The following is a 19,370-nucleotide window of genomic DNA, read 5'->3' on the forward strand; positions in this document are numbered from 1 at the left end:
GGCGTCAGGTGGTGAGGAAGGTGAGGTAACGTTCGGCGGCCTTGGCCAACGCCAGCTCCGCACCGGCACCGAGCGGCGCGCTTTCGTCGAAGAATTCAGGCACGACGGCGGCGCTTCTGCCCGTGCCGGCCATAGCCCAGGTGCCGATCACTTCTCCGCCGGCCACGATGGTCTTCTTGAACACGCCGTTGCCGCCGGGGACGATCTTGTCGGCGTGCTCCGGCGCCAGGACCAGGCTCCGGTCCTGATAGCCGAGGAGGAACTCATCAAAGCCGGGCAGCAGGAGCACGGACCGTTGGCCGGGCACGCCGTCGTCGAGCAGTGACGCGGTCTCCGGCGACATCCAGTAGGTGGCCCCGGCGAACTCCAGGTCCACCAGCTGACCTCCGACCTGTTCCAACGCCGCCCGCACCTCCGGGAGGGGAAGCTGCGTCCACCAGGCAAAATCACGGACAGTGGCGGGCCCGTGGCTGCGGAAATAGCGCAGTACGAACTCGGCGATGGCCTCCTGCCGCTCGAGCGTCCGCGAAACCGGTATCCACTCATCGAACGCCACCAGGAGTTGCTGGTTTCCCGCGAGCGGGCCCTGGACCAGCCATGCGTGGCGGCACAGCGACCCCAGGATGTGGTAACCCCGCTGACCTGTGGTGGGCTGCCCTGCGGCCTCAAGGATGGCAAAGAGTTCGTTGCGGCTGACTGAACCGCCGCCGGCCAGATGCTCCAACGCCACGTCGCGGCACTTCTCGATGTCCGCCCACGTGATGTCCAGTTCCCGGTGCCTGCCGGCGACCACGCGGTGAAGACGTTCCGCGGTGAGGTCCAGCATCCACCGCAGATCCTCCGGGGCCACCAGGTGCAGCGTGCCGCGCATCGGCCAGGAGCGGACAATGCTCCCGGCGTCGAGGGCGGCCCGAACATCAGAGAGCCCGGCGCCGGGCACGCGGAGGCCGATGGCGAGCAGCGACGCCTGCAGGTCCTGCGCCTGGGTGGCGGTCATCCAGCGGACAGCCTCCGCAACCGACCCCAGCCCGGGCCCAAGCAGACCCTGCGAGGCCAGCCGGAGCCTGCCCATGACCTTGCGGCTTACCCGGTTCGCTGCCATGCCCTCATCCTAAATGCCGGCCCAGGTCTCCTAGAGCGTCAGCCCGATCAGCAGCGGTTCGGGGTGCAGTTCAATGCCAAAGCGTTCGACGACGCCGCCCCGCACCTCGCGTGCGATCGCCAGCATGTCCTTGGCGCTGGCTGAGCCGCGGTTGGTGATGGCCAGGGTGTGCTTCGTGGACAACGCGGCCCGGCCGCCCGAGGCACTGTCCGGTTCCAGGCCGTAGCCCTTGCCGAATCCCGCCTGGTCGATCAGCCAGGCCGCGGAGAGCTTGACCATCCCGTCAACACCGGCAGGATACTGAGGCGCCGAGTCAGGCAGGGTGGCCGCCACGTCAACGGGAACGACCGGGTTGGTGAAGAAGGAACCGGTGGAATAGGTGTCCCGGTCCGCAGGGTCCAGCACCATGCCCTTGGAGGCGCGCAGTCGCAGCACTTCACGCCGGACATCATTGGAGTAGGCCCGCTTGCCGGGTTCAACGCCCAGGAATCGGGCAAGTTCGGCGTAGCGGATGGGCGCACTCATCCGGCCGATGGGCAGCTGGAACTCAACGGTCAGCACCACGTAGCGCGGTGAGCCGTCCACGGTGGTCTGCTTCAGAAGGGAATCGCGGTAGCCAAACTTCAGCTCCGAGTTGGTGAAGGTCTGCACCGCATTCCGGGTACGGTCCCACGTGCGGACCGCGGCGATGGTCTGCGAAACGTCCGAGCCGTAGGCGCCAACGTTCTGCACGGGCGTGGCCCCGGTGGCGCCGGGGATTCCGGAGAGCGCCTCGATCCCGGACCAGGCGTGCAGGACAGCGTGCTGCACCAGGGCGTCCCAGTTGTGCCCCGCCTGCACCACCACGGCCACACCGCCGCAGGAGTCCTCGGCGTTGACAGCGAACCCCTCCGAGGCGATCTTTACCACGGTGCCGGGGAACCCGTCGTCGGAAATCAGCAGGTTGGAGCCGCCGCCGATGATCAGGAGCGGCTCCCCCGCGGCGTCGGCGGTGCGGACGGCGTCGATGATCTCGGCCTCGGTCCGGGCTTCAACATATTTGCCGGCAGGGCCCCCGACGGCGGCCGTGGTCAGGTGGGAGAGCAGAATGGAAGTCACGCGTCCACACTATCGGGAATTCCGGCGAACCCCCGGGGTACGGTCAGGACAGCCGGACGACGGCCTGGGCCTTCATCAGGACTTTCTGCCCGGCGGAAACGACGGTGAGGTCCACGCGCGCGGTTCCCGCATCGGCGTCGAGCTTTCCAACGGCGCCGCTCACCTCGATGGTGGCACCGGGCTCGTCGGTGCCCGTAGTGTCGGTGACCAGGACCGGTTTGGTGAAGCGGGTCTGGAAGTCCACGACGGCGGCAGGGTCACCTGCCCAGTCGGTCACCAGCTGCACTGCGGCCCCCATGGTGAACATACCGTGAGCGATGACGCCGGGCAGTTCCACACTGGTGGCGAAGGCTTCGTTCCAGTGGATGGGGTTGAAGTCGCCGGACGCGCCGGCATACTTGACGAGGTCCGTGCGGGTGACGGCGATAGTGCGGCTGCCGATGTCCTGGCCGGCGCTGAGTTCGTGGAAGCTGGGGCTCATGGTTATTGTCCCTCTCCGCGGACCAGGATGGATGAAGTGGTGGTGGCGACGGCTTCGCGCGGCTCGGCTCCACCATCCGTCAGCGCGAAGATTTCCGCGCGGGTGGTGATCATGGCGCCGCCGCCCATGGCGCGCACGCCGTCCACGTGCAGTTCCGCTACCAGCCTGTCCCCGGCGAAAATCGGGCGGTGGTGGATGAAGCGCTGGTCGGCGTGGACCACGCGGGTGAAGTCGATGCCGGCGTCCGGGTCCTCGACTAGCTGTGCGTCGGCGCGCTGCGCGATGATGATGGCGAAGGTGGGGGGCGCCACCAGGTCGGTGTGGCCGAGGGCCTTGGCGGCCTCGACGTCGAAGTGGGCTGGGTGCGTTGCCTTGACGGCCCGGGCGAACTCGCGGATTTTCTCGCGGCCAACGTCGTACACCTCTGCGGCAGGGTAGCTGCGGCCCTGCAGGTCCGGATTGATAGTCATGGCCTCAAGCCTATCGTTCCCCTGCATCCCGGGGAGGTCTTGCGCCCTCCTGATATGATGGATTCATCATTCCATCAAGTGGCCTCTTGCAGGGTCACAGAGGAGAACTGCCCATGTTGTCTCCCGCCCAGGCTCCGCTGTACGAGATCAAGGCCAACCTGTTCAAGGCGCTGGCCCACCCTGCCAGAATCCGCATTTTGGAGCTCCTCGCCGCCGCGCCGGAAAACACCGCCGCGGTGAGCTACCTCCTGAGTGAAACCGGGCTGGAGGCCTCCCACCTGTCCCAGCACCTGGCCACGCTGCGCAGGCACAAGGTGGTGACGTCGGTACGGAGCGCCAATGCGGTGACCTACAGGCTGGCGCACCCGGGTGTTTCGCAACTGCTGGCCATCGCCCGCACGTTCCTGCTGGACGGCCTCGCCGACTCCAACGAACAGCTCCGGCTGGCACAGCAACTGCCCGGCGGCCACCTCTCCTCCGAGTCGGCCTCGTGAGCACCGACCTGCGCCGGAGTGCAACCGGGCTCGCCCGCTTCCTGCCGTCCAGGGCGGACTATGCCGGTCTCCGGCAGTCATGGCGGACTGACGTATTCGCCGGGATCACCGTGGGGATCGTGGCGCTCCCCCTGGCCCTGGCCTTCGGAGTCAGCTCCGGAGTGGGTGCTGAAGCAGGACTGATCACGGCGATCGTGGCCGGGCTGGTGGCCGCCGTCATGGGCGGCTCCCACGTCCAGGTCTCGGGACCGACCGCGGCCATGGTGGTGGTCCTGGCGCCGGTGGTGGCAGTCCACGGCACCGGGAGTGTGGCCCTGCTGTCCCTGATGGCCGGGGTCATGGTCTGCCTGCTCGGCATCAGCGGCCTTGGGAAGGCCGTGGCCTTCATCCCCTGGCCGGTGGTGGAAGGCTTCACGCTGGGCATCGCCGCCATCATCTTCCTCCAGCAGGTGCCCCTGGCCACCGGAACCGCCGGGACTCCGGGTCACAACACCCTGCTGGCGGCCATCGAGGCCGCATCCCGGGCTGAAGCACCCACGGTCCTGCTGACCCTCGCACTCGTGGCGGGAGTCGCCGTCGTGATGGTGCTGGTCCAGAAATACTTCCGGGCCCTGCCGGCAAGCCTGCTCGCGGTGCTGCTGGCGACGGCGGCTGCCGAACTTCTGCGGCTGGACGTGCCCCGGATCGGTGCGCTGCCGCACTCCCTGCCCTCCCCCTCGCTGCCGGCCATGGACCCGGCATCCCTCGGCGCCTTGGCGATGCCCGCCGTCGCCATCGCTGCCCTTGCCGCAATTGAATCTTTGCTCTCGGCCCGCGTCGCCGGCGGGATGGCCGGTCCGGACGGGACGCCGAGCGGGGCCTACATTCCGGACCGCGAACTGACGGGCCAGGGCCTGGCCTCCATCGCCGCCGGACTGTTCGGCGGGATGCCGGCCACCGGGGCCATCGCCCGGACCGCCGTGAATGTGCGCTCAGGGGCGAAGACCCGCCTGTCCGCCGCGGTCCATGCCGTGGTCCTGCTGGGCATTGTCTACCTGGCTGCCGGGCTGGTGGGCAGCATCCCGCTCGCGGCCCTGGGCGGCGTGCTGATGGTCACGGCAACGCGGATGGTGTCCCAACGCACGGTGGCCGCGATCCTGCGCTCCACCCGCTCGGATGCGGCCGTCTTCGTCCTGACGGCAATCATCACCGTGGCGTTCGACCTGATCGTGGCGATCCAGATCGGGCTGGCCGCGGCGGCACTTTTCACGCTGCGGAAGTTCGCTTCCCTCAGCAGTGTGCAGCGTGAGGACATTGCCGGGCCACCCGCTGCAGGGGATGAACACATTGCCGTCTTCCGTCTGGACGGGGCCATGTTCTTCGGCGCCGCGGAGCGCATTCTTCAGGAAATCAGCCAGGTCAGGGACGTGCAGGTGGCCATCATCAGGCTCTCCCAGCTGCGGATGCTTGACGCCACCGGTGCGCACGCCCTCGTGGAAGTCATCTCCGCCCTGGAACTGCGCGGCATCACGGTGTTGCTGAAGGGTGTCCGGCCGGATCATCTTGCCCTGGTGACAAATGTTGGCGTGATCCGTTCCCTGCGCCACCACAAGCACCTGTTCGAGGACTTGCCGGCCGCCGTGGAACACGCCCGCAGCCATGTGCTTCGGAACGCAGCGGCAGCTACCGCTTAAGGTTCTTCCGGATCGTCTGGCCGCGCACCACAATTCCCACGATGTGCAGGACCAGCCCGGCACCGATGACCGGCAGCGAGGCTGTGGCCAGGCCCTGGTTTCCGGACGTGTTGCCGATCAGGTTCAGGATGATTCCGACGCCGATCAGCCCCATGGCACAGAAGACGGTGACCTTGTAGGCGGTGGGCGCGGTGTTCCAGAATTCGTTCAGCACCGTCCAATTCTAGCTGTGCGGTTCTGGCAGTCCGGTTCTGGCCGGCTTTCAGAACAGGGGTTCCTGCACGGCCGGCACTCCCGAGGAAAACTTCCCCAGGTTGATGGTGCGCGCCGCCAGGCTGCCGAGGTTCACCACAAACTCCGAGTCCGAGCCGTCCAGCCGGGCCAGGGCGTACGGCCCGCTGAGCGCCCTGACCGTAAAGCCGTGTTCGCCGGTCTCGAGGGTGTGGGGATAGGGATGGCGCAGCGCCGGACCGCAGTGCGGCTGCCTGCGCGGGCCGCACCCAGCGCTCGTCCACCACGTCAAAATCCTCGACGGCGGCCTGAGCCAGCAGTGCATGTGCCCGCGCCGCGTGCCCGGCGTTGATTCGGTCCAGGGTGGCCTCGGGCGATGGGCAGGTCAGTGCCGCGGCCTTGGCGGCGGACCGGACCTGCTGGACGAGTCCGGCTTCCCGGGTGACCATGTCTTCCAGGACCTTGTGGTGTCCCAGGCAGAACCTGCCGCCGGCCACCCGGAAGCCGAGCCGCGCACCCGGCTGCAGGCTCACTTCGCGGAAGTCACCGGACGGTGACTGCAGGCGCATGACCGGAGTGCCGCCGTCGTACTCCGCGGCGGCGGACGGGGCGCCATCCCAAAAAACCCCGTGAACCAGGTATCGCGTACCGGTCACGGGGTCTCCTGTGGTGCCTTTGGACGTGGTGGTGCTCAGCGTCAGAGCGCCGGCTGCACCCCGAAAGCCACGGCGAGCTTCATGATCTTTTCGGCGCGGCCCAGGCGGGGCAGGTCCGAACCGTCGCGGATGACCCGGCCGTTGGCCTCGAAGTCGTTCATAAAGTCCGTGGCCCAGGCAACGTCGGACGGCGTGGGGCTGATGACCTCGTTGATCACCGGGGTCTGGTCGATGGCCAGGCACAGCTTGCCGGTCATCCCCATCATCACCGTGATGCCGGTTTGTTCGCGCAGGATGGGGTGGTTGGTGCCGACGGTGGGGCCGTCGATGGGGCCCGGCAGGTTGCCCACGCGGCTGGCCACGACCAGCTTGGCACGGGGGTACGCCATGGCCTCGGCGGTGGCCGCCATGCCGGTGTCGCGGCGGAAGTCACCGGAACCGAAGGCGAGGCGGAATGCTCCCTGGGCCTTGGCGATGTTGTTGGCTTCCTCGATGCCCACGGCGGATTCCACCAGCGGAATGACGGGGATCTTGCCGTCCATCCGGTGGAAGCTTTCGGTCACCTGGTCAGCGGACTCGGTCTTGGCGAGCATCACGCCGAGCAGGCCGGGGGTGCCGCGCAGTCCGGCGAGGTCGTCGGCCCAGAACGGGCTGGTGGCGTCATTGATGCGGACCCAGGCCTTCCCGCCGCCGGTCAGCCAGTCAATGACGTGCCCGCGTGCCTGGTCCTTCTGCGACGGGTCCACCGCGTCTTCAATGTCCAGGATGATCGAGTCGGCGCGGGAGACAGCCGACTGGTCGAACAGTTCGGGCTTCATGGCATTGACCAGGAGCCACGAACGGGCGATCTCTGCGGGGATGTTGCGTTCGGGCCGGATGGTCTCGGCGGCGATGGTAGACGTCATGCTTCTACCGTATCCGGCCGGGCCCCGCGAGCGCTAAGCAGGACCGGCCCGTGTGATGACCAATACGAACAATAGCGTCCCGGCCGTTGAAATTTGGGTAGCGCTAACTGTCGTTATGGACCTTCAAAACGACAGTTAGCGCTACCTAGTTGGGTTAGGGGAGGTTGGTTCCCCGGGCTGCGATCCACAGCCCGTACCAGTCGGCCCGGGTCATGGCCTGCGCCACGCGGGCAGCGTCGGCGCAGGCGGCGATCCGGGCAGGATTCACGGTGCCGATAACGGGCGCGATCCCGGCCGGATGCTTCATCAGCCAGCCCAGGAGGACGGACTCCCCCGTGGTGGCGTAGGTGCCGGCCAGCTCCCGGATGAGGACCGCCGTGGAAGTCTCGGCCGACGTCGGGTCTTCTGCTGCCGCGCCCGTGTACAGCCCCCGCGCCAGCGCGCCGTACGCCTGGAGCGTTACCCCGTTGCCGGTGCAGTACTCCAGGGTGCCGTGCGGAAAGCTGTAATCCAGCGAGTCCGGATGGTTGACCAGGACCTGGCTCTCCAGCCAGGCCCGCTTGAGCAGGCTCATCTCGAGCTGGTTGGCCACCACGGGCACGTCCAGCCGGTCCTGCAGTGCCCGTATCTGCGCGCCGGACATGTTGGACACGCCCACCTGCCGGACTTTGCCTTCGGCGAGCAACTGCCCGACGGCGGCAGCCACCTCCCCGAGGTCCGTCAGCGGGTCGGGGCGGTGCAGCAGCAGGACGTCCACGTACTCCGTCTGCAGCCGCTTCAGGCTGCCGCGCACCCGCTCCAGGATGGCGTCCCGGCTGAGGTCATAGTGCGTGGCCAGCCCGCGTTCATTGAGCCGGATCCCGCATTTGGTCTGCAGCCGGATCCGGTCGCGGAGCCCCGCGTCCGACGCCAGGACCTCACCGAACACGGCCTCGGACTTGCCGCTGCGGTAAATGTCCGCATGGTCGAACAGGGTGATCCCCGCGGCCAGGGCGGCTTCGACGGCGGCAGCGGCCTCGTCCACATGGCTGGCGCCGTGCGGCTCGTCGGACCAGCTGCCGCCCAGGCCCATGCAGCCGTAAATGAGCTCCTGCATCAGGCGGCATCCCTGACCGAAACCGCTGCCGGATCCGGAACCGGCATCAGCGCAGCCACACGGTGGTGTTGCCCGGCAGTTTGCCGTCCTCCAGCGGGGAACTGCTGACCAGGACGTTGCCGGCGGGAAGCTCGACGGCGGTGTCCCCGAAGTTGGTCACGGACTGCCAGCCGCTGGGCCGGCTGAAGTGCAGGACGTCGGGATTACCGGTGTCCAGCCATTCCAGTTCTTCCGCCGACTGCAGTTCCCGGCGGAGCTTCAGCGCCCTGCGGTACAGCTCCAGCGTGGAATTCTCCGTGCCGTCCTGCGCCTCGACGGCGTACCGGCTGAACCAGTCCGGCTGCGGCAGGTGCGCGCCGTCCTCGCCGAAGCCGAACGAGGTCCCCTCAACCGTCCACGGCAGCGGAACCCGGCAGCCGTCGCGGCCCACCTCCACACCCTTGTTCCGGAAGAACGTGGGGTCCTGGCGTTCGGAATCCGGGATCTCCGCCACTTCCTGCAGGCCGAGCTCCTCGCCCTGGTACAGGTAGGCGGAGCCGGGCACGGCAAGCATCAGCAGGGTCGCAGCCCGCGCGCGCCGCTCGCCGAGTTCCGTGTCCAGCTGGTCCTTGGGGCCGCCGGCCAACAGCCAGGCCTTCCCGTCCTGAGTGGCCATCTCTTTACCTTCGGGGCCCTTTGCCGGCTTGGGCAGTCCGTAGCGGGTGGCATGCCGGACCACGTCGTGGTTGGAGAAAACCCAGGTGGAGGACGCCCCGCTCTCCTTGGCCTCGGCCAGGTTGCGGGTGATGATTTCGCGGAATTCCTCGGCGTCGAAGTCGGCCTGGAGGAGGTCGAAGTTGAACGCCTGGCCCAGGCCCTGCGGGCTGGCGTAGCGGGCGCGGCGGGTGGCGTGGACCCAGGCCTCGGCGACGGCGGTGCGGGGCGGATTGTATTCGTTGAACACTTCGCGCCATTCGGCGTAGATGTCGTGAACGTCGTCGCGGTCCCAGAACGGATGGGAACCGTCTTCGAAGCCGTCCTCCAGCTGGCCTTCACGGGTCAGTTCCAGCTTGGACAGCAGCGGCTCGGTCAGGTCCTTGGTGAGCGCATGGGCCACGTCCACGCGGAAGCCGTCCACACCGCGGTCGGACCAGAAGCGCAGCGTCTTCAGGAAGTCGTCGCGGACCTCGCGGTTGGACCAGTTCAGGTCCGGCTGTTCCTTGGCGAAGATGTGCATGTACCACTGGCCGGGCGTGCCGTCGGGTTCGGTGATGCGCTCCCAGGCGGGTCCGCCAAAGACCGAGTCCCAGTCCGACGGCGGCAGCTCACCGTTCTCGCCGAGGCCGTCGCGGAAGATGTAGCGGTCGCGGGCGGCGGACCCCTTCGGGGAGGCCAGCGCCTCGCGGAACCATTCGTGCCGGTTGGACGAGTGGTTGGGGACGATATCGGCGATCAGTTTGATGCCTGCGCTGTGCAGGGCCTTGGCCATCTCGTCGAAGTCCGCCAGGGTGCCGAGCTTGGGATCAACGTCGCGGTAGTCGTCCACGTCATAGCCGCCATCCGCCAGTGCTGACGGGTAGAACGGGCTGAGCCATACGGCGTCGATGCCCAAGGCTTTCAAGTACGGGACCTTGGCGGTAATGCCCTTGATGTCCCCCAGGCCGTCACCGTTGGAATCAGAAAAGCTGCGCGGGTAGATCTGGTACACGGCGGCTTGGCGCCACCAGTTGGGATCGGCCGGAAGGTCAGATTCGGACAGGGTTGCCAGCGTGGCAGTGGTGGGCAAGGGGATGATCCTTTTCATCTTGGGGTGATGGTTCCGGGTAGGGTGGGTACAATTTAGATAGTTACTAAATATACTCCCTTACCAATTATGGGACGGCTGAATCTGGAGGTCAAGGACGCATGAGGCACACCGGTGCACCCAGCCCCCAACTGCTGCGACGCCTCAATGCGAACGCCGTCCTGTCCTACCTGCGCGCCGCGGACGTGGGCACGGGTTCAGACCTGATGGCGTGGACAGGACTGACCCGGGCCTCGGTCATCGCGGTATGTGAGGACCTGATCCAGCGGGGCTGGATCAGGGAACTGGAGGCTGACCGCCAGTCCGGACAGCAGAAGGGGCGGCCCGCCCGCCGGTTCGAGCTGAATCCGCGGGCGGGCGTTGTCCTGGGGATCGACATCGGGGCGGCCACCACCACGGCCGCCGTTGCCGACCTTCGTGGAAACATCATCGCAAGGGCAAGCAGGAGCTTCCGGATCCCGGAGATTTCGGCGGCGGAGCGCATCGAGATTGTGGATCAGGCCTGCCGGGCCGCCCTGGCAGAAGCGGGCGCGGCTTCCGGGGACGTCCTGGCGGTAAGTGCCGGCCTGGCGGCACCGGTGGACCGAGCCGGCAATGTCCTGGTGACACGGCCTTTCTGGCGCTTGTTCGACGTCGGCCTCCGGGCCGCCCTGAAGGACCTGCACGGGTGGACGGTGCTGCTGGAGAACGATGCCAACCTCGCGGCCCTGGGCGAACGCTGGCGCGGCACCGGGTCCGGCGTGGACGACCTGGTGGTGATGCTCGCCAGCGAGCGTATCGGTGCCGGGATCGTCGAATCCGGACGGCTCCTGCACGGGCTCTCCGGCGCTGCAGGCGAAATGGGCTACCTGGACCTGGTGGAAGGGGTGGGCAGCTCAGCCGGCATGGCAGTGCTGGCCCGGGAGTGGTATCTGGCCGCCACGGGGCGCCCGCTTGAGGCGCCGGAGGTCTTCGCTGCCGCCGCCGGGGGCGACCCCGCCGCGGCGGCAGTCCTGGACCGGCTGGCCGAGCGGATGGCGCGGGTTGTGGCGTCACTGGCTGTCCTGCTGAACCCGGAGCAGGTGGTGATCGGCGGAGCCGTGGCCGGCTCGGCCGGGGCCCTGGTCCCCGGCATCGAGGCGTGGCTTCCGCGTTTCACCGCGACAGTTCCCCGCGTCACCGTGTCCCCGCTGGGCGACGCGATTGTGACCATCGGGGCGGTCCGGCATGCGCTGGACTTTGTTGAGGCCAATGCGCTGGACCTGGTGCTCGCGGCCCGGCGTTCCTGACGCGTCAGCCCTCACGGCGGCTCTGCACTCTTATTTCTGCACCCTCATTTCTGCACCCTTATTCAGGCATGATCATGGTCCGCAGGTCCAGTTGGCGCAGCACCCTGTCCGCCACCTCGGGGTCCATGTCAGGCTCATTGCGTGCCTGAACCACTTCCTGCCGGGCAGCATCCAGGGCAATGGTCTGGACGGCGATGGCCAGCCCGCGGCCACGGACCCTAAGGTCGGCCACGGATTCGTTCGGGAGGCTGCCGTCGAGGAGTTCGGCGTGCAGGCGGCTCATTTTTGCCTTGACCAGGGCTACTTTTTCGGGCGGCAGGTCCTTCATCAGGTCATGCTGCCTCAGTGCGGACACGGCGGCGGACTGGGCTCGTTGGGCCAGGAGGCGGGCTGCATCACGCTCCTCGGACCCGTCGTTTGAGGCATTGAGCGCCCGCATCAGCCACGGCAGCGTCAGGCCGGGCAGGACCAGCGTGGCCAGGAGCACGGCGCAGGCGATCACCAGCATGTAGTCCCGCGCCGGGAACGGTGTTCCATCAGCCAGCGTCAGGGGCAGTGCCAGTGCGAGGGCCAGGGTGGCCAGTCCGCGCATGCCGCACCAGGTCAGGATCAGGACTTCCTTGGCGGAGCTGGGCTGCAGGAGGTTCTCCCGTTTCCGTGCGCCCAACGCGAGTACGCCCAGCCAGAGGAACCGCACCGCGAACACCAGGACGCAGACGAGCGCCGCCACACCCAGCATGCCCCACATATCCTTGCCTTCGTCCTGGATGACGTGCCGGATTTCGAGTCCCACCAGTCCGAAAGCCAGTCCGGTCACCAGCAGTTCCACCACGTCCCAGAAGGCGGTCCGGGTGATCCGTTCGGCCGCGTCCTCCGGCCGGGAATGGCGCTTGATCTCCAGGGCGGTGACCACAACTGCGATCACGCCGGAGGCGTGGACCTCCTCGGCCAGGATGTACGCGGCGAACGGAACCACGAGCGTCACGGCACTGCGCGCCACCATCGAGCCCACCAGGCGGGTGATCAGGGCAGTGAGCCAGCCCATGCCGATGCCAACCAGCACGGCTACAGCGGCTCCAATGACAAACTTCAGGACGACGTCGGGCCCCAGCTCCGTGCCGCCCACCGCCGCAGCCACCGCCGCCTGGAAGATGACAATGGCGGCAGCATCGTTGAAGAGGCCCTCGCTCTGGAGCACGGTGATCAGCCGGCGCGGCATGTGCACCCGGCCCGCCACGGATTCAACGGCAACCGGGTCCGGCGGGGCCACCATGGAGCCCAGGGCTATCGCCGCCGGAATGCCGATGCCCGGAATCATCAGCCAGGCAGCCCCCGCCACGACGGCCGTGGTGATGACCACAAGCGCGACGGCCAGCAAAAGCAGCGTCCGCCAGCGGACCCGGAAAACGGCCCACGAGCTGCGCTGGGCGGTGGCGAAGAGCAGCGGCGGCAGGAAGAGGGGCAGGATCAGCTCAGGGGAGATCTCCAGGTCCGGGAACCCCGGAATGAAGGTGAGGGCAGCCGCCAGAATCAGCATCAGCACCGGGTACGGCAGCCGGAGGCGGTCCCCCACGCCGACGGCCACCACCGTGGCCAGGAGGAGTCCGATGATGAGTGCCAACTGATCCATGTGCCTGCTTCCCCGGCGGGGCGGCCTGTCCCGCCACCTGGCCGGAGGCGCCTGCCGCCCGCCTCAGTTTATCCGCCCGGCACCTGTCCGTGGCGGAATCACCAGCGCTCCTCTGCGGCGGATTCGGGCTACGGTAGCGGCCCCAGTGCCGCTGCGATGGGCAGGGTGCCGTCGCGGAACTCAATGGTCCGCCCGGCCGTTTGGGGCAGGTCCAGGACCGCGGCTGCCACGCTGGCCGTGTTGCTGCGGGAGGTGGCCCCGTTCCCGTCCCGCGGCGGGTTGACCTCGATCAGGCCGCTGGCCGGCTGGTCCGTCAGGCTGCCCGGGCCCAGGATGGTCCAGGCAAGGGGTGTGCCGCGCAGGTATTCATCCGCCGCCGTCTTGGCCTCGGCGTAGGCGAAGAAGGGGTTGTCCGCCGGGACGCCGTGGTCCGGGCCGGCGCCCAGGTAGGACACCATGACGTAACGCTGCACGCCGGCCTTCACCGCCGCGTCCATGGACCGGATGGCCGCGTCCCGGTCCACCGCGTAGGTGCGCTCCGGGTTGCCTCCCCCGGCCCCGGCGGACCAGACCACGGCGTCGTGGCCGCTGATCGCATCGGCGATCTCCGCCGTCGTCGAGTTTTCAACGTCCAGGACCGACGGCGTTGCTCCCGTGGCCGCGACGTCCGCGGCGTGCTCCGGGTTCCGGATGATGGAGGTGACGCTGTGGCCTTCGGTGGCGAGGAGCGTGGACAGGTGGAGGGCCACTTTGCCGTGGCCGCCGATGATAACGATGCGGGTCATGCCCCCATTCTGCCCCCATGCGGCGTTCCACGCAGTCAGGCGAGGGTGCGGTATCTCAGATAGACCACGCCGTTGCCGAACCGGCGTTCCTCCAGCAGTTCAAGCTTGAGGGTCAGGCCGTCGGGCAGGAACCTCAGGCCGCCGCCAACGGCCACCGGGTTGAGGAACAGCTGGCACTCGTCCACGAGCCCGGCCTGCAGGGCCGCCGCGGCGAGGGTGGATCCGCCGACGCTGATCTTTCCGTCGGTGCCGTCCTTCAGTTTCCGGACCGCGCCGGCATCGAAGGTCCGCTCGATCCTGGTCCGGGCCGTGGTGACGGTTTCGAGGGTTGAAGAGTAGACAACTTTGTCTGCCCCCAGCCAGATCCGGCCGTAGTCCTGGATGTACTCCGGCGCACCCGGCGTGCTGCCGAAGGTTTCCCAGACCGCCATGACCTCGTACATCCGGCGGCCGAACAGGTACGTGTCCACGTCCCGCTCGAGGTCGTTGACGAAGGTGTGGACTTCCCGGTCAGGTTCGCTCCAGCTGAAGTTGCCGTCCCGGTCCGCCACGTAACCATCGAGGGAGGCGATTCCTGTGTAGATGAGCTGGCCCATCCGCCTATTGTGCCGCCGTCGTGCGGTGTTGGATAGGTTTGCGGTGCTGGACAGGTTTGGCGCGCGCTGAGTGGCGGGCTCTCGGCGCTAAGCTCCGTCCATAACGCCGAGAGCCCGCCGCTCACTTCACGAAGAACTGCTGCGCCAGGGTCCAAAGGTTGGTGGTGGTCCAGTAGACCAGGACGCCGATCGGGAAGAGGATTCCGCCCACTCCGAAGATGAGCGGCAGGACGTACAGGAACATCCTCTGCTGCCGGAGCAAGGGATTATCTGCGGACTCGTCGGGCAGGCTTCTGGCCATGATCCGTCGCTGGGTCAGGAACTGTGCGGCCGTCATGACCAGGATCATCACCACGGTGAGGACTGTGACCGCCGCCTGATCCCCCCCGACCTGGTGCAGGACCGATGCTGACAGCGGGGCGCCGTGAATGCTCGACGCGTCGAACTGCACCACCTGCTGATGGCTCATCGCGCCGATGCCCTGGTCCTGTCTGGCCGCGGAGGTGATGCCGGACAGGACCTGGAAGAGGGCCAGGAAGAACGGCACCTGGATAAGCATCGGCAGGCAGGCGAAGAACGGATTGGTGCCATGCTCCTTGTACAGGGCCATCTGCTCCTGGGCCATGGCCTGCCGGGAAAGCTGATCCGTTTTGCCCTTGTACTTGTCCTGTAACTTTTTCAGGTCCGGCTGCAGGCGCCGCATCCGGCGTTGGGCGTCGACCTGTCTCAGGAACACGGGAATCAAGGCGGCACGGATGACCAGGACCAGCCCGATGATGGCGAGGGTCCAGGTCCAGCCGTTGGCAGCGGGCAGGCCGAGGCCGCTTAGGGCATCGTGGAACCAGACCATCAGGGCGGACACCAGCCACTTGAACGGAGCCAGCACCTCTGCCAGGACGTCCACTGCCACCCCCTCGCCGGATGCTGCCAAGCTACGGCGAAAAGCCACAGTTGTCACGTCCAACCGTCGCAGCCATGGACCCGGATTTCTACGCCCAGCCGCGAAAGCGCCTCCTTCACCCTGCTTCTGGCCACGGGCAACCGGGATCCAGCCCACGTCACCGACCCCGGGACCTGCAGGGTTCGTTGGTGAGGGCGCCCCGTCCGGCCAACAAGAAAGCCCCCGGAATCTGAAGGATTCCGGGGGCTTTCCCGTCCGGCCAACAAGAAAGCCCCCGGAATCTGAAGGATTCCGGGGGCTTAGCCTGTAGCGGTGGGGAGGCTCGATCTCCCGACCTCACGATTATGAGTCGTGCGCTCTAACCAACTGAGCTACACCGCCACGAATGAGAAAAACCTGCATCAAGCCGGTCAAAACCGCCTTGACACAGGCCCTCATTCAGAGCCCCCCACCGGAATCGATCCGGTGACCTCGTTCTTACCAAGAACGCGCTCTACCACTGAGCTAGGGGGGCAACGAGTAAATACTCTACCGGAAGATTTGGTCACCAACAAATCGGGGTCCAGGCGCGGCCAAAGGCCGGAAAAACCCCCGGATTCGGGCGCCAAACAGCCCCCTGGGACCTGCTCGGGGACCGGCGGAGCCCGCGTTCGCGAACACGTGTGACGAAGCGAACACAACAAGCCGCCATCGGGCTTAAACACCGAGGGGCCGGCTCGAAAGCCGGCCCCTCGGGGAATCGCGTCAAACTAGGCGTTTACCACTTGCCCTTGCGGTTGAAACCGCCCTGGCTGCCTTCGGTGCGGGGCTTGCGTGAGCCGTCGCCGTGGCCGCCGAAGCGGGAATCGCTGGCCTGGCCGCGGCTGGAGCCGCTGTCGGCACCAACGCTGCGCTCGGAACGGTCGCTGTACGAGCGGCCACCACGGTCAGCGGAGGAACGCTCGCCGTCGTTCTTGCGGAAGTCCTTCTTGAACCCGCCGTTGCCTTTGAAGTTGCCTCCGCCGCCACCGGAGTAACCGCCGCGGTCGCCGCCACGGCTGCCCTGGTAGCCGCCACGTTCGCCGCCACCGGAGGGCTTGCGGCCGTTATCCAGCTCGAGGTGAATCAGCTCGCCGCCGATCCGGGTGCGGGACAGGGCGCGCAGCTGCTCGGGGCTCAGGTCCGCCGGGAGCTCCACGAGGGAGTGATCCGAGCGGATGTCGATGCCGCCGATCTGGGCCGATGAAATGCCGCCTTCGTTGGCAATGGCACCGACGATGGAGCCCGGCATAACGCGCTGACGGCGTCCGACGGCGATCCGGTAGGTGGCGTTGCCCTCGGTGAGCGTGCGGGTCGGGCCACGTGAGCCGAAGCCGTCCTTGGCGCGCTCGCGCTTCTGGTACTCAGGAGCTGCTGGCAGTTCCTTGACCAGCAGCGGCTGTCCGCCCTGGGCCATAACGGCCAGTGCGGCGGCGATCTCCGCGGCCGGAACGTTGTGCTCCTGCTCGTAGGACGCGATGAGGTCGCGGAACGCCGAGACGTCCTCTGATTCGAGGGTCTCGGTGATCTTCTCGGCGAACTTGCCCAGGCGCAGCGTGTTCACGGTCTCGGCGGTGGGCAGGTGCATCTGCTCCACCGGCTGCCGGGTTGCCTTCTCGATGGAACGCAGCAGGTACTTCTCCCGCGGCGTCATGAACAGGATGGCGTCGCCGGAACGGCCTGCCCGGCCGGTGCGGCCGATGCGGTGGACGTAGGACTCGGTGTCGTGCGGGATGTCGTAGTTGACCACGTGGCTGATGCGCTCCACGTCAAGGCCACGGGCGGCGACGTCGGTGGCCACCAGGATGTCGATGCGGCCTTCCTTCAGCGCGTCAACAGTGCGTTCGCGCTGCTGCTGCGGGATGTCGCCGTTGATGGCGGCGGCCAGGAAACCGCGGGACTTCAGCTTGTCAGCCAGGTCCTCGGTAGCCATCTTGGTGCGGACGAAGGCGATGACGCCGTCGAACTCTTCCACCTCAAGGATGCGGGTCAGCGCGTCCAGCTTGTGCGGGCCCATGACCTGCAGGTACCGCTGGCGGGTGTTGGCGCCGGTGGTGGTCTTGGACTTCACCGAGATCTCGGCCGGGTTGTTCAGGTACTGCTTGGACATGCGGCGGATCTGGCTCGGCATGGTGGCGGAGAACAGTGCCACCTGGCGGTCCGAGGGGGTCTGCTGGAAGATCTGCTCCACGTCTTCGGCGAAGCCCATGCGCAGCATCTCGTCAGCCTCGTCCAGCACCAGGTACTGAAGCTCGGACAGGTCCAGGGAACCCTTGGAAATGTGGTCGATCACACGGCCCGGGGTACCGACAACAACCTGGGCGCCGCGGCGCAGGCCGGCAAGCTGGGGGCCGTAGGCGGAACCGCCGTAGACGGGGAGGACGGTGAAGTCATCGATGTGCTTGGCGTAGGAGGTGAAAGCCTCGGCAACCTGAAGCGCCAGCTCGCGGGTGGGAGCCAGGACCAGGGCCTGGGTCTTGCGGGACGGGCCGTTGAGGTCGTGGAGCTCGGCCAGGCGGGACAGTGCCGGTACTGCGAATGCTGCAGTCTTACCGGTGCCGGTCTGGGCGAGGCCCACGACGTCGCGGCCTTCAAGCAGCAGCGGGATGGTTGCTGCCTGGATGGGGGAAGGCTTTTCGTAGCCGACGTCCTGCAGGGCGGCCAGGACACGGCCGTCAATGCCGAGGTCGGCGAACTTGATGGCGTTTTCATCGTCATCTTCGGCCTTGGCGGGAGCAGCTTCAGCGGCAGGCGCTTCTTCAGCCTTGGCGGGAGCAGCTTCAGCAACCGGCGCCTCTTCAGCCTTGGCGGGAGCAGCTTCAGCGGCGGGTGCTTCTTCGGCAACCGGTGCTTCGGTCACGGGCGCTTCGTCAGCGGCGGGCTCTGCTGCGGGAACAGCGGCCTCAGTGAACTCGACGGCGGCGGTGTCGGCGCTTACCGTTTCGGTAGCAGCGTCATTCTGATTTTCGGGCATAGGGAAATTTCCTCATCCATAGGGGGCCAGGCGGCACAACCCGAGGTGAGCGGAGCCGCAGTACGTGTGCCGTGGGTGCCGGGCATACATTGACCGGCCGGTCACTGGAAGTCCGGCGCTTTCGCAATCCCGTGGCAGGACTTCCCGCTGCATCTCTTGGCTGCTATCCCAGCAGTCTGTACAGCGTTTTCTTTAGCCGGCTCTCCCTATGAAAATGCCCGCATCGCTTGTGCGGGCCCCAACACTTGCCAGTCCTGCCTCAAAAATTGGGCAGGAATAAGGGATTTCCGGAGTGGGGGATATTTCAAGTGTAAGGTACGCAGGCGCCGGGGTGCTAATTTGAACGCACGACGGCGGCGGTGAGCTTGCGCACACCGCTTTTGCGGGTGCCGCGGGAGGGGGTTTCAGCGGGCTGCTACCGTGCCAGTTGCCGCTGCAAACGCTCGAATTTCTCCTGATACTCGGGCTGCAGCCGGATCTCGCCGTCCGCCTCGGCGTCCCGCAACGCCTCCATCGATTCGAGGTCGGGTGCGCTGAACCACTTTCCGATCGTGATGCCGTGCCGTGGAACGAACAGGCGGTGGATGTGGTCGCCGGCCTGGATGGTCCCGGGCCGCACTACCCGGAGGTATGCGCCCACTCGTCCTGCCTCGGTGAAGCGTTTGACGAACCTTGGCTCGCCCATGCGCCGCTGGAATGCAGCGCATGGCGTGCGCGGTGACGTGACTTCCAGTTCGACGTCGAGTCCGATCTTCCAGCGTTCGCCGATGACGGCGCCGGTGGTTTCGATGCCCGCCACGCGCAGGTTTTCGCCGAAGAAACCGGGCGGAAGGTCGCGCTGGAGCTCACCGGCCCAGTACTCGGCGTCTGCCTGGGAGTAGGCGTAGACGGCCTGGTCCTCGCCGCCGTGGTTGATCCTGTCCGCCTGGACGTCCCCGTGGACACCCAGGGAATGGACACGAACCGGGCCCTCCACCGGGCGCTTGTCGATGGCAGTCACCCCGACTGGTCCCTCGTCGGGGAGGAGCTGGTAGACCCGGCAAACGGCAAGCACTGACGCGGTTTCCATGGCTCCAGTGTAAGTTCCCGGCCCAGTGTTCAGGTGGCGGGCCGGGCGGGGACTTCCGCCCGGCCGGGGTGTCGCAGCCGGGAGGGCAGCGGCTAGGCTGACTTCAGGATTGGCGGCGCACCGTGGCGCCCACTTTCAGC

General features: G+C 67.2%; 19 protein-coding genes and 2 tRNA genes. 4 read left to right on the forward strand and 17 right to left on the reverse strand.

Going from position 1 to position 19,370, the window contains the following annotated elements; all coding sequences use genetic code 11:
* Window positions 1-4: 4 nt before the first annotated feature.
* Genes SBP01_RS14550 through SBP01_RS14565 form a run of 4 tightly spaced genes read right to left on the reverse strand, consistent with a single transcriptional unit; the run spans window position 5 to window position 3,151 of the window.
* Window positions 5-1,102: a winged helix DNA-binding domain-containing protein gene (locus SBP01_RS14550; RefSeq protein WP_320536247.1), complete on the reverse strand. Its 1,098-nt coding sequence runs from the start codon at window positions 1,100-1,102 to the stop codon at window positions 5-7.
* Window positions 1,103-1,132: 30 nt separating this feature from the next.
* Entirely contained in the window at window positions 1,133-2,200 is a 1,068-nt protein-coding gene (locus SBP01_RS14555) for a UDP-N-acetylmuramate dehydrogenase (RefSeq protein ID WP_320536248.1), read from the reverse strand.
* Between the two features lie 43 nt (window positions 2,201-2,243).
* Window positions 2,244-2,681: a MaoC family dehydratase gene (locus SBP01_RS14560; protein ID WP_320536249.1), complete on the reverse strand. Its 438-nt coding sequence runs from the start codon at window positions 2,679-2,681 to the stop codon at window positions 2,244-2,246.
* Between the two features lie 2 nt (window positions 2,682-2,683).
* Complete coding sequence (locus SBP01_RS14565) at window positions 2,684-3,151, reverse strand: MaoC family dehydratase N-terminal domain-containing protein (RefSeq protein WP_320536250.1); 468 nt, start codon at window positions 3,149-3,151, stop codon at window positions 2,684-2,686.
* A 113-nt stretch (window positions 3,152-3,264) separates the two neighbouring features.
* Between SBP01_RS14565 and SBP01_RS14570 the strand changes: the two genes are divergently transcribed.
* On the forward strand, window positions 3,265-3,645 hold the full coding sequence (locus tag SBP01_RS14570) for an ArsR/SmtB family transcription factor (RefSeq protein ID WP_275212186.1): 381 nt from the start codon (window positions 3,265-3,267) through the stop codon (window positions 3,643-3,645).
* Complete coding sequence (locus tag SBP01_RS14575; protein WP_320536251.1) at window positions 3,642-5,318, forward strand: SulP family inorganic anion transporter; 1,677 nt, start codon at window positions 3,642-3,644, stop codon at window positions 5,316-5,318. The genes SBP01_RS14570 and SBP01_RS14575 overlap by 4 nt, the downstream gene beginning before the upstream one ends.
* On the opposite strand, the gene SBP01_RS14580 is transcribed toward SBP01_RS14575, so the two are convergent.
* Window positions 5,308-5,532 carry a DUF3188 domain-containing protein gene (locus SBP01_RS14580; RefSeq protein ID WP_275212183.1) on the reverse strand — a complete coding sequence of 75 codons (225 nt, stop codon included), beginning with the start codon at window positions 5,530-5,532 and terminating at the stop codon, window positions 5,308-5,310. The two genes, SBP01_RS14575 and SBP01_RS14580, sit on opposite strands and share 11 nt — an antisense overlap.
* A 48-nt stretch (window positions 5,533-5,580) precedes the next feature.
* Window positions 5,581-5,841 (reverse strand): hypothetical protein, encoded by a 261-nt coding sequence (locus SBP01_RS14585; protein ID WP_320536252.1) that lies wholly within the window; start codon window positions 5,839-5,841, stop codon window positions 5,581-5,583.
* Between the two features lie 31 nt (window positions 5,842-5,872).
* Here SBP01_RS14585 and SBP01_RS14590 point away from each other — a divergent pair, with 31 nt between their 5' ends.
* A complete protein-coding gene (locus SBP01_RS14590) occupies window positions 5,873-6,106 on the forward strand; it encodes a hypothetical protein (protein ID WP_320536253.1) in 234 nt (77 codons plus the stop codon).
* Between the two features lie 140 nt (window positions 6,107-6,246).
* Here SBP01_RS14590 and SBP01_RS14595 read toward each other — a convergent pair whose 3' ends face one another.
* The 3 genes from SBP01_RS14595 to SBP01_RS14605 form a co-directional block, all read right to left on the reverse strand.
* Complete coding sequence (locus SBP01_RS14595; protein WP_275212182.1) at window positions 6,247-7,110, reverse strand: HpcH/HpaI aldolase/citrate lyase family protein; 864 nt, start codon at window positions 7,108-7,110, stop codon at window positions 6,247-6,249.
* 154 nt (window positions 7,111-7,264) lie between these two features.
* A complete protein-coding gene (locus SBP01_RS14600; RefSeq protein ID WP_320536254.1) occupies window positions 7,265-8,206 on the reverse strand; it encodes an aldo/keto reductase in 942 nt (313 codons plus the stop codon).
* 46 nt (window positions 8,207-8,252) lie between these two features.
* The gene (locus tag SBP01_RS14605; protein ID WP_275212180.1) at window positions 8,253-9,971 is read right to left on the reverse strand and encodes a glycoside hydrolase family 13 protein; all 1,719 of its coding nucleotides are present in this window, start codon (window positions 9,969-9,971) and stop codon (window positions 8,253-8,255) included.
* Window positions 9,972-10,090: 119 nt separating this feature from the next.
* Between SBP01_RS14605 and SBP01_RS14610 the strand changes: the two genes are divergently transcribed.
* The gene (locus SBP01_RS14610) at window positions 10,091-11,257 is read left to right on the forward strand and encodes an ROK family protein (protein ID WP_320536255.1); all 1,167 of its coding nucleotides are present in this window, start codon (window positions 10,091-10,093) and stop codon (window positions 11,255-11,257) included.
* 58 nt (window positions 11,258-11,315) lie between these two features.
* On the opposite strand, the gene SBP01_RS14615 is transcribed toward SBP01_RS14610, so the two are convergent.
* From SBP01_RS14615 to SBP01_RS14650, 8 genes are all read right to left on the reverse strand, one after another.
* Complete coding sequence (locus SBP01_RS14615) at window positions 11,316-12,887, reverse strand: Na+/H+ antiporter (RefSeq protein ID WP_320536256.1); 1,572 nt, start codon at window positions 12,885-12,887, stop codon at window positions 11,316-11,318.
* 128 nt (window positions 12,888-13,015) lie between these two features.
* Window positions 13,016-13,672, reverse strand: a complete 657-nt coding sequence (locus SBP01_RS14620; RefSeq protein ID WP_320536257.1) for an SDR family oxidoreductase — start codon at window positions 13,670-13,672, stop codon at window positions 13,016-13,018.
* A 35-nt stretch (window positions 13,673-13,707) separates the two neighbouring features.
* A complete protein-coding gene (locus SBP01_RS14625) occupies window positions 13,708-14,268 on the reverse strand; it encodes a dihydrofolate reductase family protein (protein WP_275212175.1) in 561 nt (186 codons plus the stop codon).
* A 121-nt stretch (window positions 14,269-14,389) separates the two neighbouring features.
* Window positions 14,390-15,118, reverse strand: a complete 729-nt coding sequence (gene yidC, locus SBP01_RS14630; RefSeq protein ID WP_320538359.1) for a membrane protein insertase YidC — start codon at window positions 15,116-15,118, stop codon at window positions 14,390-14,392.
* Window positions 15,119-15,476: 358 nt separating this feature from the next.
* A tRNA-Met gene (locus tag SBP01_RS14635) sits at window positions 15,477-15,550 on the reverse strand.
* A gap of 61 nt (window positions 15,551-15,611) precedes the next feature.
* A tRNA-Thr gene (locus SBP01_RS14640) sits at window positions 15,612-15,683 on the reverse strand.
* Between the two features lie 243 nt (window positions 15,684-15,926).
* The gene (locus tag SBP01_RS14645) at window positions 15,927-18,161 is read right to left on the reverse strand and encodes a DEAD/DEAH box helicase (protein WP_320536258.1); all 2,235 of its coding nucleotides are present in this window, start codon (window positions 18,159-18,161) and stop codon (window positions 15,927-15,929) included.
* A 415-nt stretch (window positions 18,162-18,576) separates the two neighbouring features.
* Window positions 18,577-19,230, reverse strand: a complete 654-nt coding sequence (locus SBP01_RS14650; protein WP_275212172.1) for an MOSC domain-containing protein — start codon at window positions 19,228-19,230, stop codon at window positions 18,577-18,579.
* Window positions 19,231-19,370 lie beyond the last annotated feature (140 nt).

The sequence above is a fragment of the Pseudarthrobacter sp. IC2-21 genome (assembly GCF_034048115.1).
GTDB lineage: Bacteria > Actinomycetota > Actinomycetes > Actinomycetales > Micrococcaceae > Arthrobacter > Arthrobacter naphthalenicus.

Excerpts from the sequence above, each read along its gene's own strand:
- SBP01_RS14550 (WP_320536247.1), bottom strand. The coding sequence starts at position 1,102 with ATGGCAGCGAACCGGGTAAGCCGCAAGGTCATGGGCAGGCTCCGGCTG.
- SBP01_RS14560 (WP_320536249.1), bottom strand. The coding sequence starts at position 2,681 with ATGAGCCCCAGCTTCCACGAACTCAGCGCCGGCCAGGACATCGGCAGC.
- SBP01_RS14565 (WP_320536250.1), bottom strand. The coding sequence starts at position 3,151 with ATGACTATCAATCCGGACCTGCAGGGCCGCAGCTACCCTGCCGCAGAG.
- SBP01_RS14570 (WP_275212186.1), top strand. The coding sequence starts at position 3,265 with ATGTTGTCTCCCGCCCAGGCTCCGCTGTACGAGATCAAGGCCAACCTG.
- SBP01_RS14590 (WP_320536253.1), top strand. The coding sequence starts at position 5,873 with ATGTGCCCGCGCCGCGTGCCCGGCGTTGATTCGGTCCAGGGTGGCCTC.
- SBP01_RS14595 (WP_275212182.1), bottom strand. The coding sequence starts at position 7,110 with ATGACGTCTACCATCGCCGCCGAGACCATCCGGCCCGAACGCAACATC.
- SBP01_RS14600 (WP_320536254.1), bottom strand. The coding sequence starts at position 8,206 with ATGCAGGAGCTCATTTACGGCTGCATGGGCCTGGGCGGCAGCTGGTCC.
- SBP01_RS14610 (WP_320536255.1), top strand. The coding sequence starts at position 10,091 with ATGAGGCACACCGGTGCACCCAGCCCCCAACTGCTGCGACGCCTCAAT.
- SBP01_RS14615 (WP_320536256.1), bottom strand. The coding sequence starts at position 12,887 with ATGGATCAGTTGGCACTCATCATCGGACTCCTCCTGGCCACGGTGGTG.
- SBP01_RS14620 (WP_320536257.1), bottom strand. The coding sequence starts at position 13,672 with ATGACCCGCATCGTTATCATCGGCGGCCACGGCAAAGTGGCCCTCCAC.
- SBP01_RS14625 (WP_275212175.1), bottom strand. The coding sequence starts at position 14,268 with ATGGGCCAGCTCATCTACACAGGAATCGCCTCCCTCGATGGTTACGTG.
- yidC (WP_320538359.1), bottom strand. The coding sequence starts at position 15,118 with ATGGTCTGGTTCCACGATGCCCTAAGCGGCCTCGGCCTGCCCGCTGCC.
- SBP01_RS14645 (WP_320536258.1), bottom strand. The coding sequence starts at position 18,161 with ATGCCCGAAAATCAGAATGACGCTGCTACCGAAACGGTAAGCGCCGAC.
- SBP01_RS14650 (WP_275212172.1), bottom strand. The coding sequence starts at position 19,230 with ATGGAAACCGCGTCAGTGCTTGCCGTTTGCCGGGTCTACCAGCTCCTC.